Source organism: Blautia glucerasea, assembly GCF_020537505.1.
In the GTDB taxonomy this organism is placed as follows: Bacteria; Bacillota; Clostridia; order Lachnospirales; family Lachnospiraceae; genus Blautia_A.
Genome location: NZ_JAJBMO010000008.1, coordinates 143,869 through 159,077, shown reverse-complemented (window position 1 = coordinate 159,077; position 15,209 = coordinate 143,869). Strand labels below are relative to the sequence as shown.

Genomic DNA, 15,209 nt, shown 5'->3' with positions numbered 1-15,209 from the left:
GATGGCAGTAAAGAAGAAATTTCCATACCGGTCAGCTGTTGTGGCATGTAATGGGGGATGCAGGGCCACAGCGGGTGACGCCGGATGCAAAGACGGATGTATTGGCTGTGGGGCCTGTGTGAAGAAATGTAAATTCGGTGCTATTTCCCTGAATCAGTATGGAGTGGCAGAAGTGGACGAAGAGAAATGTATCGGCTGTGGGGCTTGTGGGAAGGTATGTCCCCAGAAGATCATTCATGTTCACGAGTGCGCCAACTGGATCGTGGTAAAATGCTCCAACAAGAGTAAAGGTGCAGAGGCGAAGAAACAGTGTGAGGTCAGTTGTATTGGCTGTGGAATCTGTGAGAAAACCTGTACGGCAGGGGCAATCCGGGTTATGGAGAATTGTGCAGTGCTTGAAGAGTCTATCTGCCTGAGCTGCGGTATGTGCGCTGTAAAATGTCCGAGGCACGCAATTTATGATCTGCGGGGAATTTATACGGCGAAAGAGTAGGGCAAATTTACAGAAATTTCAAAAATATACAGAGGAAAAAGCAAAAATATTTATAAAATTATTGCGTAATACCGGAGAAATGTGATACAATTATTTTGCATAAAAGAATATTTTGTACAATATTTTTTGGTGAGACGGAAAAAGAAGATGCATTAAGGGCCGACGACCAGTTCAAAGAAGAACCGTAAACTTGTTTTTTGAACGGCGTCGGCCATTCCTTTATGAGGTGGTAAAGCGCGGATTGGAGGCATCCGCTGAAAAAATGTAAAGAAGGTGAAGCATATGATTGGAAAGAGTGTTCCAAGAGTAGACGCTTATGAGAAAGTGACAGGACGTGCGAAATTTACAGATGACCTGATTCTGAATAAGTGTCTGGTAGCCAGGGTTTATCATGCAAAGATCGGAAACGGCGTGGTAAAATCCATTGATACCAGCGAAGCAGAGGCTCTGGACGGCGTAGTAAAGGTAGTTACCTTTCAGGACGTACCGAATCATTGTTATCCCACACCAGGACATCCCTGGTCTGTGGAGCTTGCACACCAGGATGTGGCAGACCGCAATCTGCTCACTGGACGAGTACGTTATTATGGGGATGATATTGCAGCGGTTGTTGCAGAAGACGAGGTGACAGCTTCCCGTGCCTTGAAGCTGATCAAAGTAGAATATGAGGAGTATCCGGTGGTTATAAGTCCGAAGATTTCCATGCGGGGAACGGAGCATCCCATTCATCTGGAAAAGAAGGATAATATTCTGGCCAGGTCCAGCTTTGCAATCGGGGATGTGGACGATGCAATGGAGAAGGCTGCCGTAAAGCTGAAAAGAAGCTATAAGACTCCTATTGTCCAGCACTGTCACATTGAGAACAATATTTCTTATGCCTATATGGAAAAAGGCAGGATCGTGGTGGTTTCTTCCACACAGATCCCCCATATTGTACGCCGTGTTGTTGGTCAGGCACTGGGAATCCCATGGGGGCAGGTACGTGTGATCAAGCCATATGTAGGCGGTGGTTTTGGAAATAAGCAGGAGGTGCTTTATGAGCCACTGAATGCATTTCTTACCATGCAGGTGGGCGGCCGTCCGGTAAAGATCGAGCTTACACGTGAGGAGACTTTTACCAATACCAGAACCCGTCATTCCATTGAATATGATATGGAAGCGGGAGTGGACGAAGAGGGGCATCTTCTTGCAAAGGAAATGACTACCTATTCCAATCAGGGCGCTTATGCTTCCCATGGACATGCCATTGCAGCCAATGGTCTGACAGCCAGCAGGCTTCAGTATGCCTGTCCCAATATCCGTGGAGAGGCTTATACTGTCTATACCAACTGTCCTACAGCAGGCGCCATGAGAGGCTATGGTATTCCGCAGGTTTGCTTTGCCACAGAGAGTTTTATGGATGATATTGCTTATGAGATCGGCATGGATCCGCTGGAATTCCGCAGGAAAAATCTGATCCATGGTTATTATGAGGATGCCTATCTGAAGCCGATCGCAGCCAATACCAACGGCATTTTTGAGTGTCTGGAAAAGGGCGCAGAGTATATTCACTGGGATGAGAAACGGAAAGCATATCAGAACCAGACTGGTGATATCCGGCGTGGTGTAGGCATGGCACTGTTTTCCTATAAGACTGGTGTATGGCCGATTTCCCTGGAAATCGCAGGCGCCAGACTTTCCCTGAATCAGGATGGCAGTGTACAGCTGCAGGTTGGTGCTACAGAGATTGGACAGGGCGCTGATACTGTATTTTCCCAAATGGCAGCAGAGACCTTACATATGGATCTTTCCAGGGTACATATCGTAACCCGGCAGGACACAGATGTGACGCCTTTTGATACAGGTGCGTATGCTTCCAGACAGTCCTTTGTCACCGGTACAGCTGTGAAGGAATGTGCGCAGCAGCTGAAGCAGAAAATTCTGGAATATGCCAGAACTCTGGTTCCGGGTAATGTGGACCGGCTGGAACTGGAAGATGGTTATATTCTGGCTGATGGCAAGCCTGCGGTTTCCCTGGAGAATCTGGCTATGGAGAGCTATTACAGTCTGAGTAACTCTTCTGTTCTTACAGCAGAGGTTTCCAGACAGGTGAAGAAGAATACGGTTGCCAGTGGCTGCTGCTTTGCAGAAGTGGAAGTAGATCTGAAGCTTGGCAAGATCAAGGTTCTGGACATTGTGAATGTTCATGACAGTGGAATCCTTTTGAACCCACAGCTTGCAGCGATGCAGGTTCATGGCGGTATGTTCATGGGAATGGGATATGGACTTTCTGAGCAGCTTCTCATTGATGAGAAAACTGGAAGACCATTAAATGGGACTTTGCTCGATTATAAAATGATGACAATGATGGATACGCCGGATCTGACCGCGGAGTTTGTAGAACTGAACGATCCTATGGGCCCATATGGAAACAAAGCTCTTGGCGAGCCTCCGGCAATTCCTGGGGCACCGGCTATCCGAAATGCGGTGCTTCATGCAACTGGCGTCGGCTTTTCCGAAATCCCTCTGACACCACAAAGACTGATAGACGGCTTTACAAAAGCCGGACTGATCTGAGAAAGGGGGCATGAGGAATGTACGATATTGAAAACTATTATAATGCAGGGACCATTAAGGAAGCAGTAACTCTTCTGAAAGAGCATCCGGACGCAAGGGTGATCTCCGGGGGCAGTGATGTGCTGATCAAAATCCGCGAGGGCAAAATGGCAGGCACATCCTTAGTGAGCATCCGTGATATTAAGGAAATGAAAGGAGTCCAGCTGATGGAGTCCGGTGATATTTATATTGGTGCAGGAACTACCTTTTCCCATGTGACTGGTGATCCGGTGATCCAGAAGCTGATCCCGGTTCTGGGGGAAGCGGTAGACCAGGTTGGTGGACCTCAGGTACGCAATATTGGTACCATTGGCGGAAACGTATGCAATGGTGCAGTCAGCGCGGACAGTGCGCCGACGTTATTTTCCCTGAATGCCATGCTTCGGATCGCAGATGGTACTGGCGGACGGATGGTTCCCATTAAGGATTTTTACCTGGGACCTGGCAAGGTGGATCTGCATCAGGGGGATGTGCTCACCCATATTGTGATCCCGGGGAAGGATTATCAGGGATATCATGGATTTTATATTAAATATTCCATGCGAAATGCAATGGATATTGCGACCTTGAGCTGCAGTGTTGTGAGCAAAATTGATCCTTTGGAGAAGGTTCTGGAAGATGTAAGGATTACCTTTGGTGTCGCTGCGCCAGTGCCTTATCGTTGTCAGAAGACAGAAGAGGCGCTGAAGGGTATGGAAATTGGGGAAGCGCTTTACCAGAAGGTGGAAGAGCTGGTAAGGGAAGATATTAATCCGAGAGATTCCTGGCGGGCTTCTAAGGCGTTCCGACTTCAGATTGGCGGAGAGATTGCGAAAAGGGCGTTGAAGGAAAGTGTTCGCAGAGGAATGGTGACGGGAGTTACCGTTACGGATAATAGAACTGATTTCACAGGAAAAACCAAAACTGAGGGAACTCAGCGGTCAGAAGAAATGGAAAACGCAACAGGAGGTGAGCAGTCATGAAAAAGAATATGCGGCTGGTACAGTGTATTGTAAATGGAAAAGAGGTAGCCGAGTACGTGGACGTGAGAGAATCTCTTCTTGACATGCTGCGCAACCGCCTTGGACTGACCTCTGTGAAAAAAGGCTGCGAAGTAGGCGAGTGCGGGGCCTGCACTGTGATCGTTGACGGCGAGACCATTGATTCCTGTATTTATCTGGCTGTCTGGGCGGAGGGTAAAAATATCCGAACCCTGGAAGGCCTTGAGAAAAATGGGGGGCTTACCAGGATCCAGGAAGCTTTTATTGAAGAAGGCGCCATCCAGTGCGGCTTCTGCACACCAGGCTTTGTCCTGTCCGCCACAGTGCTTCTGGAGCGGGGCGAGAAGCTTACAAGAGACGCGATCCGCAAGCATATGGCAGGAAACCTTTGCCGCTGTACCGGGTATGAGAATATTGTGAATGCGGTAGAGAAGGTGAATAAGGAGAATATGGAGGCTGGGGGTAAATAATTTAAGCCGCAGAGTTACTGTTCACTTCGTGACCAGTAACCGCCTTGCGATGCACAGAAATCATGTATTCGCATGATTTCGCGCCGAGATTCTATATTAAAAATATATTTTATACTATGCTGTAAATGGAAAATGTGTTATAATATTAATTGAAAAACAACATTGTTATGAAAATGATTGAACTAAATGAAAAAATGATTAATATACATCAATATTGTTATAATACAAAAATAACAGAGGGCGGGGGATTCCCCGCCTTTTCTAAAATATCGAAAATGGACAGGAAAAAGTATGAGTGATAAATGTGTAATAGTCCGCGGTGGCGGGGATCTGGCAAGTGGCGTGATTCATAGGCTGCACCGCTGTGGCTATCGTATATTGATTTTAGAATGTGAAAAACCAAGTGCAATCCGCAGAAAGGTTGCATTTTGTGAAGCCGTATACGATGGAGAGGCGGCTGTAGAAGGGGTGGTCAGCAGAAGAATAGAATCCCTGGAAGAATGCAGGAGGGTCTGGCAAAATGGAGAAATTCCCCTTATGGTAGATCCGGCCGGCAAATGCATTGGCGAATTGGCAGCGCAGGGAAAGGTGGCTGCCCTTGTAGACGCGATCCTTGCCAAGCGAAATCTTGGAACTACGAGAGATATGGCTCCTCTTACCATTGGTCTGGGACCTGGTTTCTCTGCAGGTGAAGATGTGGATTACGTTGTGGAGACTATGCGAGGCCACGATCTTGCCAGAATTATTATCAAAGGCCCGGCCATACCGAACACTGGTATCCCCGGAATGGTAGGCGGCGTCAGCAAAGAACGTGTGATCCACTCTCCAGGTGCCGGCAGAATCCATAATATCGTCCATATCGCCGATATTGTAGAGAAAGGACAGATCCTTGCATACGTGGGAGAAACCCCTGTAGAAGCCTCTATAACAGGCGTATTGAGGGGCATTATAAAGGAAGGCTACAATGTTCCCCTTGGAATGAAAATTGCCGATATCGACCCCAGAAAAGAGGAGAAAAAGAACTGCTTTACCATTTCAGATAAGGCCAGATGCATTGCCGGAAGTGTGGTGGAGATTTTGTTAAGCGAGGGTGTGCTGCCGGAGAAATAAGCAGCCAGTTAAATTTGTGTGAGCAACGTTCTAGAGTGTGTTTGCGTGAGCCCCTGACAACGTTCTCGTTGTGTTATTAGCATGCTTTCGTTTGGAAATGTTATGAAATTAACCTGGATTGGAAGAATGAGTGCATAGGAGGTCAGGATGAGAAAGAGTGGTTATTTTCTGGATTTATTAAAACTTGATATAGACCAATACAAGGTAATCGCTATGGTAGGCGGTGGAGGAAAGACCAGCCTGATTTACCGTCTGAATGAAGAATTACAGGCTTTGGGTAAAAAGGTGATCATTTCCACAACCACCCATATGGCCTATAATCCCATGCTGCCTTTGGTAAAGAGTGCAGATCTTAAGAGGACTCCGGAAATGTTGAAAGAACATGGCTTTACGGCAGTTGCTGATATCGAAGAGTCCTCTGGGAAAATGTGTGCTATAGAGGAAGCAGAATTGAAAAAAATGGTTCCTCTTTGTGATGTCATGCTGATCGAAGCGGACGGAGCGAAGCGAAAACCCTTGAAAGTCCCTGCAGACTGGGAACCAGTGATCCCCGATTTTGCAGACGTAGTAGTGAGTGTGATCGGTCTGGACTGCCTCGGCAGACCAATCTGCGAGACTGCCCACCGCGCTGAATACATCAGCTCTTTCCTGGAAAAAAATCTGGAAGCACCTGTTACCCCAGAAGACATAGAAAAAATAGCAACCTCTGTCCATGGTTTGTATAAAAATGTAGACCATAAAGTTTACCGTGTATATTTAAACAAAGCAGACGTATTGCCCGATCCTTCCCCGGCAGAACACATAGTAGAAGACCTGGCAAAGCAAGGCACCATAGCCGCATATGGCAGCTTAAGAGAGGCAGAAAAAATATGAAGATTGCACTGATCATGCTGGCAGCTGGAAACAGTCGCCGGTTTGGAAGCAATAAACTTTTATACGAGATCGACGGAAAGCCCATGTATCGGCATATTCTGGAGAAGCTGATGGTGGTAGCAGAACTGCTTGAGAAAAATGAATATGAAAGCTTGGAGCGATGTGAAAAACAGAATGAAGAAAGCAACAGAATAATTGCGTCCTCGGATGAAAATGTAAAACGGGACAATTGCTATAAAAAAATAACAGTAGTCACCCAATACGAAGAAATAGAGCAGACCGCAAGAAAACTGGGCGCGAACGTATACATCAATCCCCATCCAGACGAAGGAATCTCCTCCTCCCTAAAAATTGGCCTAAAAGCCAACTTAGATGCCGACGTCTGCCTTTTCACTGTCTCCGACCAACCCTGGCTCACCACCGCCACAATCCACCAGCTCATCACCCTCCAGAAAAATTCAGGCAAAGGAATCGCCTGCGTCTCCTGCGAAGGAAAACTTGGCAACCCCTGTGTTTTTACAAAAAAATACTACGACGCCCTGCTCTCCATCACTGGAGATAAAGGCGGTAAATCTGTAATGACTGCACACAGAGATGATACGGCTGTGTTAAAAGTGAATGATGTAAGGGAACTTACTGATATGGATGTTAAATTGTAAAGAACGCCCGCTTTAGGAAAATAAAGTGTGGAATTTTGTTGAATTGTGTGAATTTATGTGAGATCTCATCCAGAAATTGCTTGTAATTAAAATAAAAACAAGGTATACTAGTTAAAAAGGAAGCAGTCGGGAGAAGTGTTTTCATTTCTGTTCACAGGAAAAGTTCTGTGGTGTGCTGCAGGCATAAAGTGAGCGATAACCAATTTTCCCGTCTTATAAGGAGGATAAAATGGCAGAAAACTATGATGGCATGGCAGTTGGGGTGTTTGAACTGGATAACCTGGTAGCCTGCTTTGTTGCTCTTGACGCAGCGTCCAAGGCTGCAAATGTAAAAATACAGAGCGTAGAAAGAAACCGACTGAAAAGTGGAGCATGTGTAAAGATGCGTGGAAGTGTTTCTGATGTAAATGCAGCCATGGAAGTGGCATTAGAGACAGCGAAACCCCTTGGCAAGATTGTTTCCCATACGGTGATCGCATCCCCCACAGCAGATACAGAAGCAGCACTTAAGATGACCATTAACAAATAGAATATGTCAGGAGGAAAGCGAAGATGTCTTATGGAGCATTAGGATTAGTAGAGGTTCTGGGAAGCTGCAATGCAGTAGTTGTCCTTGACCAGATGCTGAAAACATCAGATGTAGAATTCCGTACCTGGCATACCAAGTGCGGAGGCCATGCAACGGTATTCTTAAGCGGTGATGTAGCCGCTGTGAAGGCAGCTGTAGATGCTGTGAAGGAGAATCCACCATGTGAGATCGTGGCAGCAGCCGTGATTTCAGCACCGTCAGAAGAAACTTCCAGACTGGTGGAAGAAGAGGAAGAGAAACATCACAAATGATAATGAAAAGAACTTTCTGCAGACTATAAAATGATGAGGTACAGAAAGTTCTTTTTATATGTGTACTAGAGCGTGTTTATAAAAAGGGTATGGCGCAAACCATACCCTACTAAGTAATCTAGGTGACCTTGTCCGTCAAAAACACTTCTTACAGATGAATCTGTGTCCCCGTCTTTCCCATAATACCATCTTTCGCCTTTTCCAGCAGGGTGATCATAGCTGTACGGCCGGTGCCAGAGCTGGCGAAGTCTACGCATGCCTGGACCTTCGGCAGCATGGATCCGGCGGCGAACTGGCCTTCTTCGATGTATTTCTTAGCCTGGGAAACGGTAAGATCGTCCAACCATTTTTCATTCTCTTTACCAAAGTTAACAGCGACCTTTTCTACAGCAGTCAGAATGATCAGCATATCTGCATCTAACTGTTTTGCAAGCAGGCAGCTGGCGAAATCTTTGTCAATGACAGCAGAAGCGCCTTTTAAGTGATGACCTTCTAAGGTTACCGGGATTCCGCCACCACCACAGCAGATGACAATCTTGTTGGCATCCACAAGGCTGTTGATGGCATCCTGCTCTACGATTTCCACTGGCTTGGGAGAAGCAACCACACGGCGGTAGCCGCGGCCTGCGTCTTCTTTCATAACATGTCCGTAAGCCTTTGCCTGGAAATCGGCCTCTTCCTTGGTAAGAAATTTACCGATTGGTTTGCTTGGATTTTCAAATGCAGGATCCTCCGGATCGACACGAACCTGGGTGACAACGGTGACAACCGGGGTGCGCATAAAGCCACGTTTGCGAAGCTCCTCGCGGAGTGCGTTCTGAAGATCATAGCCGATGTAAGCCTGGCTCATGGCTACACAGACGGAGAGCGGAGTGTTTGGCTGTGTCTGATCCTCGTGGGTAAGTGCAGTCATGGCATTGTTGATCATACCCACCTGTGGCCCGTTTCCGTGAACCACAACTACCTGGTGACCTTCCTCAATAAGGTCACAGAGCGCCCTTGCAGTAGATTTTACTGCTATCATCTGTTCTGGAAGTGTATTTCCCAGTGCGTTGCCACCAAGGGCAACCACGATGCGTTTTCTTTTATATATCATAGAAACCTCCCTGGAAAAATGTTTATGAAAGTAATAGAAGCGACGAAAAATACAAGTAAACAGAGCAAACTGTTTGATTACGAATTATTGCGAATGATATTAATTTAGAACGCTTCACTTTCATAAATATGATCATAAAAAATATATAAAATAACAATCTACTATATTAAAAGTATATAAAATATTAGAAATACCATCAAAAATGAGAACAAAAAAGGGCTGTATTCCTACAGCCCCCTGAAAAGCATTATTCCATAATTCTCGGAGCAGCTTTTACTTCCAGTTTTTTCAGGATATCCTGTGGGTTTTCGAATTTGGAGAGCATGATCATTGCTGCAATTACATATGGTTTGAAGCTTGCTTCTTTGTAAAGCGGGATACGATAACGGTCAAATACGCTTGCATCAACCTCACCGGTCTCACAGCTTACGCCTGTGATATCAGCTGGCAGGCAGTGCAGGTAAAGGGCTTTTCCGTCTTTGGTGGTCTTCATAAGCTCTTCTGTGCAAGCCCAGTCTTTGTGCTCTGCGTTCTGAGCAAGAAGCTCTTTCTCCAGCTTATTGATTCCGTCGAAGTCGCCCTCTCCATAAAGGTTGGTACGTTTTTCCATTGCAGCAAATGGAGCCCAGCTCTTTGGATAAACGATATCAGCATCTTTAAATGCTTCTTCCATGCTATTGGTCTTTGTGAAGGAACCACCGGATTTCTCAGCATTTTTCTTAGCGATTTCTTCAACCTCTGGCATTACGTCATATCCTTCCGGATGAGCCAGAACAACGTCCATACCGAAACGTGTCATAAGGCCGATCACACCCTGAGGAACGGAGAGCGGTTTTCCGTAGGAAGGTGAGTAAGCCCATGTCATAGCAAGCTTTTTGCCCTTCAGATTCTCGATACCGCCGAATTCATGGATGATGTGAAGCATATCTGCCATACACTGTGTAGGATGATCAACATCACACTGAAGGTTTACAAGAGTAGGTCTCTGCTCAAGGATACCATCCTTATTTCCCTCTGTTACAGCGTTCATGAATTCCTGCTGATAAGCGTGGCCCTTGCCAATGTACATGTCATCACGGATACCGATCACATCAGCCATGAAGGAAACCATGTTAGCTGTCTCACGGACAGTCTCACCATGTGCGATCTGGGATTTCTTTTCGTCCAGATCCTGTACCTCAAGTCCAAGAAGGTTGCAGGCAGAAGCGAAGGAGAAACGGGTACGTGTGGAGTTGTCGCGGAAAATAGAGATTCCAAGACCGCTCTCAAATACTTTTGTGGAGATGTTGTGCTCTCTCATGAAACGAAGAGCGTCAGCAACTGTGAAAACAGCCTCCAGTTCCTCGTCTGTTTTGTCCCATGTCCAGAAAAAATCGTTGTTGTACATTTCTTTGAAGTTGAGACTGTTAAGTTTGTCGATGTAATCCTGTAATGTTTTCATGAATTTTCTCCTTATATTTTAAGTATGAATAAAATTTACCTGGCTATTAATAAAAAGCAATATGTGTAAAGTGGAGGTATGGAGCAGACACATTGGAATAGCTGCCTGCCCCAGGAGCGTGCAGGTTGCCAAATGCAATTCACACACCAGACCTCACGGCAGTTCATATTTTGGTATTTATGGTAAAAAGATTATTTACAATAAGCAGTAGGAAGTGCTGCATAAACAGCTGCACATCTTACCAGATCATCTTTCCATGTTTTCTCGTTGGGAGCGTGAGCCTGAGCCTCTGCGCCAGGTCCAAATCCGATACATGGGATTCCGTTACGTCCCATAATGGAAACACCGTTGGTAGAGAAAGTCCATTTGTCAGTAAGAGGACGGGCTTTTCTCATAGCCTCTGTCTCAGCATTGCCCATGCGCTCTGTGCCATACAGATTGTGATAAGCTTCCTCAAGAGCAGCAGTAACCTTGTGATCCTTCGGGATTACCCATGTTGGGAAATAGCACTCGATTGGATATACAAGCTCTGTCCAGGATGGACGGGAGTACTCATACATGGAAACCTTAACATCGTCACCATATTTCTTAACGGATGGAAGGGCGCGGATTTCATCCAGGCAGCTCTCCCAGGTCTCACCTGCTGTCATACGACGGTCAAGGGAAACAGCACAGGAGTCAGCAACTGCGCAGCGGCTTGGAGATGTGAAGAAGATTTCGGAAGTAGTAACAGTACCTCTTCCAAGGAAGTTTGCCTCTTCCCATTCTGGATTGTATTTCTTGTCCAGCATTTTTACGAGACCCTTGATCTCGGTCTCATCTGCTGCATCGTTTTCATTTAATGCACGAACGTCCTGAAGGATGTCAGCCATTTTATAGATGGCATTATCACCACGCTCTGGAGCGGAACCATGGCAGGAAACACCCTTTACATCGATACGGATTTCCATACGTCCGCGCTGTCCGCGGTAGATACCGCCGTCTGTAGGCTCTGTGGAAACTACGAATTCCGGGCGAACCTTGTCTTCGTTGATGATGTACTGCCAGCAAAGACCGTCGCAGTCCTCTTCCTGAACAGTTCCGGTAACGACTACCTGATATTTGTCACTAAGAAGACCAAGGTCTTTCATGATCTTGGCACCGTAAACTGCGGATACGATACCACCCATCTGGTCAGAAGTTCCACGTCCGCCGATCTCGGTCTCAGTCTCAAATCCTTCATATGGATCAAATTCCCAGTTCTCTCGGTTTCCGATACCTACTGTATCAATGTGTCCGTCGAAACCGATGAGAGTGCTTCCAGTTCCCATGTAGCCAAGGATATTTCCCATTGGGTCAACCTGAACCTTATCGAAGCCCAGCTTCTCCATCTCTTCTTTGATTCGCATTACGTGATCTTTCTCACCGCAGCTCTCGCCTGGGAAGTGAACCAGGTCACGAAGAAATTTGGTCATATCTGCTTCGTAATTTTGTGCAGCTTCTTTGATTTTGTTATAATCCATAACTCTTTACCTCCGTATTTTTATAAAAAATAATAATATTGTTATAATTATTTGCTTAATGATTCGGTTGTTCCGTATAAACCATCCCATACGATCTCACGGTAACGGACTGGATCGGTATCCCCCTCTGTGGAGATCACCAGAATATTGGAATTCTCATCCAGCTTCAGGGCTTCCTTGAGATCCTTAGCATCCTCATCATGAAGAGCGGTATATGCAAGACCAAGAGGAACAGAACCGGATTCACCGGATACGATGTGCGGATCGTTCTCAAGAGGGTTTGCATAAATACGGGTTGCTTTCGCACTCATCCAGTCTGGACAGGAGGCGAAGGCGGTTACATGATTCTTCAGGATGTCCCAACCAATGGTATTTCCCTCGCCGCATGCGAGACCTGCCATGATCGTCTGCAGATCGCCGGTAACATTTACCAGATTGCCATCTGCTGCGACAGCGGAGCGGTAGAGACAGTCAGCTGCGCTTGCTTCGCAGACAACCATTACTGGGGGATTCTCTTTATATTTGTGGGCAAAATATCCTACAACTGCACCAGCCAGGGAACCAACACCAGCCTGTACGAATACATGGGTAGGACGGTCGACTCCGTTTTCCTTCAGCTGCTTATCTGCTTCCAGAACCAGAGTTCCGTATCCCTGCATGATCCAGGATGGAATTTCCTCATATCCGTCCCATGCAGTATCCTGAACAATGATACCATGTTCTGTTTTAGCGGCTTCAGCGGCTGCCATTCTTACGCAGTCGTCGTAGTTTACTTCCTCGATGGTAACCTCAGCGCCTTCCTTGGCGATGTTGTCAAAACGTGTCCTGGTGGTTCCCTTTGGCATTCTGACTACGGCCTTCTGTCCAAGACGGTTAGCTGCCCAGGCAACGCCGCGGCCGTGATTTCCATCTGTGGCGGTGAAAAAAGTAGCCTGTCCAAATTCCTCTCTTAATTTTTCAGAGGAGAGAACATTGTAAGGAAGCTCACTGATATCACGTCCAAGCTCCTTTGCTATGTAACGTCCCATTGCGTAAGAGCCGCCAAGAACCTTAAATGCATTTAATCCGAAACGATAAGATTCATCCTTGCAGTAGATGCCTTTTACTCCAAGATAGGAAGCAAGAGCGGAGAGCTTCTGCAGAGGTGTTACGGAATATTGTGGAAAGCTTTTGTGGAATTCATTTGCTTTGGTTACGTTTTCTTCGGACATCAGCTCCAGGAACTTGTCATCAGATCCCGGTACATGATTGACCGTCCATTTCAGTCCGTCTGTCATGGGGAAAACCTCCTTCGTAGATATGATTTATTTGGTTACGTTTTACTTACTTTTTTGTTTTCCTAATAAGTATAATAACATAAATAAATCAATTTGCAATAGAAAAATACAAAAAAATTTAGCTTTCTCAAAAAATATTTAGTTTTATTGCAGATGGCATATAATTGTGGTAAAATATAAGTTACGACACTTAGGAAAAACGGGCAGAATCATGTAGAACGAAAGAGTTACTGTTCACGGCTATCGTTCCGCGAGGTGTTTTTAGAACAGTAACCAGAGTGAACCGTAACACGAAACATACACATACGGACCGTGGAAAGGAGCGATATTTTTATGGCAGTATTTCGTGCATTTAAAGCACTTAGACCTACAGAAGAGAAGGCAGCAGCAGTAGCAGCCCTTCCATATGACGTAGTGAATAGAGAAGAGGCAGCAGCAATCGGAAAAGAAAATCCGGATTCTTTTCTGCATGTAGACAGAGCGGAGATGGATCTGCCGGCAGAGACAGATCTTTATGATGGGAAGGTTTACCAGAAGGCAATGGAGAACCTTTCTAAGATGGAAGAGAATGGCATTCTGGTTCAGGATAATAAGCCTTGCTATTACATATACGAACTGGTACGCAAGGGCAGGGTACAGACTGGAATTGCCGGCTGCGCTTCTATTGATGATTATCTGGACAGTGTGGTGAAGAAGCATGAGCTTACCAGATCGGACAAGGAGCTGGACCGTATTCATCATGTGGATGTATGTGATGCGAATACCGGACCTATTTATCTGGCCTGCCGTTACACAGACAGTCTGACTGCCCTCCTTGGACAGTGGAAAAAGGAACACAAGGCAGCCTATGATTTTACAGAAGAGGATGAGATCACACACCGTGTGTGGGTGATCGACCAGGATCAGGCCATCAGCCAGATCCAGAGCGAGCTGGAGGCAATCCCTGCATTTTATATTGCAGATGGCCATCACAGAGCAGCTTCTGCTGTGAAGGTAGGACTGAAGCGCCGCCAGGAGAATCCGGATTATACAGGAGAAGAGGAGTTTAACTATTTCCTTTCCGTAGTTTTCCCATATGACCAGCTTACCATTCTGGCTTATAATCGTGTGGTGAAGGATTTGAATGGGCAGAGTGTGGAGGAGATTCTTGAGAAGATCAAGGAGAACTTCGACATGACGATCGTGCCAGGTTTTCCTGCAAAGCCAGTGGAGAAGCATTGCTTCGGAATGTATCTGGATGGCTTCTGGTACCTTTTGAAGGCGAAGCGTGCACTCTACGAGGAAAAAGACGTGGTAGGACAGCTGGATTCCCAGATCCTTCAGGATGTGGTATTAGGACCGGTTCTTGGCATTGGAGATCCGAGAACAGATAAGCGCATCAGCTTTGTTGGCGGAAGCCATAAGCTAAGAGAGCTTCAGGCCATGGCGGATGCGACCAGGGGAATCGCATTTGCACTGTATCCCACTTCCATGGAAGATCTGATGCAGATTGCAGACGAGAGCAAATTGATGCCGCCCAAGTCCACCTGGTTCGAACCAAAGCTGCGCAGCGGGATTTTTGTACATAAATTAAGCTGACAGAATTAGAGTGTGTATATTGATAGATTGTGCATAAATGATTTTAAAATATACTCTGGTCAGGTAGGATTAATAATTCTGATGGAGATGGAAAATGGAAACAGAAGAATTTATCTCAGGCTTTTGCAGAACGTATAACGGCAGTCAGACCGTGTGCTGTGAGTACGAAGAAAAAGATGGGAAAAGGACACTTACCTTTATGGACTGCGCCTATAAACGATGTGTAAACCAGGGCGCCTGTGAAATTTACAAAGAAGCGCACCGGCTGGGAAGCGAAGAAGAATAGCCGCTGCTT

General features: G+C 46.1%; 15 protein-coding genes. 11 read left to right on the top strand and 4 right to left on the bottom strand.

The window, feature by feature from the left end; translation table 11 throughout:
* Position 1 precedes the first annotated feature (1 nt).
* From LIQ05_RS09375 to LIQ05_RS09335, 9 genes are all read left to right on the top strand, one after another.
* Positions 2–493, top strand: coding sequence for a 4Fe-4S binding protein (locus LIQ05_RS09375; protein ID WP_226820187.1), 492 nt, complete (start codon positions 2–4; stop codon positions 491–493).
* A gap of 282 nt (positions 494–775) precedes the next feature.
* On the top strand, positions 776–3,049 hold the full coding sequence (gene xdhA, locus LIQ05_RS09370; protein ID WP_226820185.1) for a xanthine dehydrogenase subunit XdhA: 2,274 nt from the start codon (positions 776–778) through the stop codon (positions 3,047–3,049).
* 17 nt (positions 3,050–3,066) lie between these two features.
* Positions 3,067–4,050, top strand: a complete 984-nt coding sequence (gene xdhB, locus LIQ05_RS09365) for a xanthine dehydrogenase subunit XdhB (protein WP_226820183.1) — start codon at positions 3,067–3,069, stop codon at positions 4,048–4,050.
* Complete coding sequence (gene xdhC / locus LIQ05_RS09360) at positions 4,047–4,538, top strand: xanthine dehydrogenase subunit XdhC (RefSeq protein WP_226820181.1); 492 nt, start codon at positions 4,047–4,049, stop codon at positions 4,536–4,538. Before xdhB ends, xdhC begins: the two co-directional genes overlap by 4 nt.
* A gap of 291 nt (positions 4,539–4,829) precedes the next feature.
* The gene (gene yqeB / locus LIQ05_RS09355) at positions 4,830–5,648 is read left to right on the top strand and encodes a selenium-dependent molybdenum cofactor biosynthesis protein YqeB (protein WP_226820179.1); all 819 of its coding nucleotides are present in this window, start codon (positions 4,830–4,832) and stop codon (positions 5,646–5,648) included.
* 147 nt (positions 5,649–5,795) lie between these two features.
* Entirely contained in the window at positions 5,796–6,521 is a 726-nt protein-coding gene (gene yqeC / locus LIQ05_RS09350) for a selenium cofactor biosynthesis protein YqeC (RefSeq protein ID WP_226820177.1), read from the top strand.
* Positions 6,518–7,180 carry a nucleotidyltransferase family protein gene (locus LIQ05_RS09345; protein WP_226820175.1) on the top strand — a complete coding sequence of 221 codons (663 nt, stop codon included), beginning with the start codon at positions 6,518–6,520 and terminating at the stop codon, positions 7,178–7,180. Before yqeC ends, LIQ05_RS09345 begins: the two co-directional genes overlap by 4 nt.
* A 229-nt stretch (positions 7,181–7,409) precedes the next feature.
* Positions 7,410–7,709 carry a BMC domain-containing protein gene (locus tag LIQ05_RS09340; protein ID WP_226820173.1) on the top strand — a complete coding sequence of 100 codons (300 nt, stop codon included), beginning with the start codon at positions 7,410–7,412 and terminating at the stop codon, positions 7,707–7,709.
* Positions 7,710–7,732: 23 nt separating this feature from the next.
* Complete coding sequence (locus LIQ05_RS09335) at positions 7,733–8,020, top strand: BMC domain-containing protein (RefSeq protein WP_148463361.1); 288 nt, start codon at positions 7,733–7,735, stop codon at positions 8,018–8,020.
* A 148-nt stretch (positions 8,021–8,168) separates the two neighbouring features.
* On the opposite strand, the gene arcC is transcribed toward LIQ05_RS09335, so the two are convergent.
* The 4 genes from arcC to dpaL all read right to left on the bottom strand — a co-directional run bounded on the left by arcC (position 8,169) and on the right by dpaL (position 13,336).
* Complete coding sequence (gene arcC, locus LIQ05_RS09330; protein ID WP_226820217.1) at positions 8,169–9,113, bottom strand: carbamate kinase; 945 nt, start codon at positions 9,111–9,113, stop codon at positions 8,169–8,171.
* Between the two features lie 250 nt (positions 9,114–9,363).
* Entirely contained in the window at positions 9,364–10,557 is a 1,194-nt protein-coding gene (gene ygeW, locus LIQ05_RS09325; protein ID WP_226820171.1) for a knotted carbamoyltransferase YgeW, read from the bottom strand.
* Positions 10,558–10,748: 191 nt separating this feature from the next.
* The gene (locus LIQ05_RS09320; protein WP_226820169.1) at positions 10,749–12,059 is read right to left on the bottom strand and encodes a YgeY family selenium metabolism-linked hydrolase; all 1,311 of its coding nucleotides are present in this window, start codon (positions 12,057–12,059) and stop codon (positions 10,749–10,751) included.
* A gap of 47 nt (positions 12,060–12,106) precedes the next feature.
* The gene (gene dpaL / locus LIQ05_RS09315; protein ID WP_226820167.1) at positions 12,107–13,336 is read right to left on the bottom strand and encodes a diaminopropionate ammonia-lyase; all 1,230 of its coding nucleotides are present in this window, start codon (positions 13,334–13,336) and stop codon (positions 12,107–12,109) included.
* A gap of 333 nt (positions 13,337–13,669) precedes the next feature.
* On the opposite strand from dpaL, the gene LIQ05_RS09310 reads away from it, so the two are divergent.
* Both LIQ05_RS09310 and LIQ05_RS09305 read left to right on the top strand, forming a co-directional pair.
* On the top strand, positions 13,670–14,914 hold the full coding sequence (locus tag LIQ05_RS09310) for a DUF1015 domain-containing protein (RefSeq protein WP_226820165.1): 1,245 nt from the start codon (positions 13,670–13,672) through the stop codon (positions 14,912–14,914).
* A gap of 94 nt (positions 14,915–15,008) precedes the next feature.
* Positions 15,009–15,200, top strand: a complete 192-nt coding sequence (locus LIQ05_RS09305; protein ID WP_226820163.1) for a hypothetical protein — start codon at positions 15,009–15,011, stop codon at positions 15,198–15,200.
* Positions 15,201–15,209 lie beyond the last annotated feature (9 nt).

Coding starts and splice junctions, on each gene's coding strand:
- ygeW (WP_226820171.1), bottom strand. CDS start 10,557: ATGAAAACATTACAGGATTACATCGACAAACTTAACAGTCTCAACTTC.
- LIQ05_RS09320 (WP_226820169.1), bottom strand. CDS start 12,059: ATGGATTATAACAAAATCAAAGAAGCTGCACAAAATTACGAAGCAGAT.
- yqeC (WP_226820177.1), top strand. CDS start 5,796: ATGAGAAAGAGTGGTTATTTTCTGGATTTATTAAAACTTGATATAGAC.
- LIQ05_RS09375 (WP_226820187.1), top strand. CDS start 2: ATGGCAGTAAAGAAGAAATTTCCATACCGGTCAGCTGTTGTGGCATGT.
- xdhB (WP_226820183.1), top strand. CDS start 3,067: ATGTACGATATTGAAAACTATTATAATGCAGGGACCATTAAGGAAGCA.
- dpaL (WP_226820167.1), bottom strand. CDS start 13,336: ATGACAGACGGACTGAAATGGACGGTCAATCATGTACCGGGATCTGAT.
- LIQ05_RS09340 (WP_226820173.1), top strand. CDS start 7,410: ATGGCAGAAAACTATGATGGCATGGCAGTTGGGGTGTTTGAACTGGAT.
- LIQ05_RS09310 (WP_226820165.1), top strand. CDS start 13,670: ATGGCAGTATTTCGTGCATTTAAAGCACTTAGACCTACAGAAGAGAAG.
- xdhC (WP_226820181.1), top strand. CDS start 4,047: ATGAAAAAGAATATGCGGCTGGTACAGTGTATTGTAAATGGAAAAGAG.
- LIQ05_RS09335 (WP_148463361.1), top strand. CDS start 7,733: ATGTCTTATGGAGCATTAGGATTAGTAGAGGTTCTGGGAAGCTGCAAT.
- LIQ05_RS09305 (WP_226820163.1), top strand. CDS start 15,009: ATGGAAACAGAAGAATTTATCTCAGGCTTTTGCAGAACGTATAACGGC.
- LIQ05_RS09345 (WP_226820175.1), top strand. CDS start 6,518: ATGAAGATTGCACTGATCATGCTGGCAGCTGGAAACAGTCGCCGGTTT.
- xdhA (WP_226820185.1), top strand. CDS start 776: ATGATTGGAAAGAGTGTTCCAAGAGTAGACGCTTATGAGAAAGTGACA.
- yqeB (WP_226820179.1), top strand. CDS start 4,830: ATGAGTGATAAATGTGTAATAGTCCGCGGTGGCGGGGATCTGGCAAGT.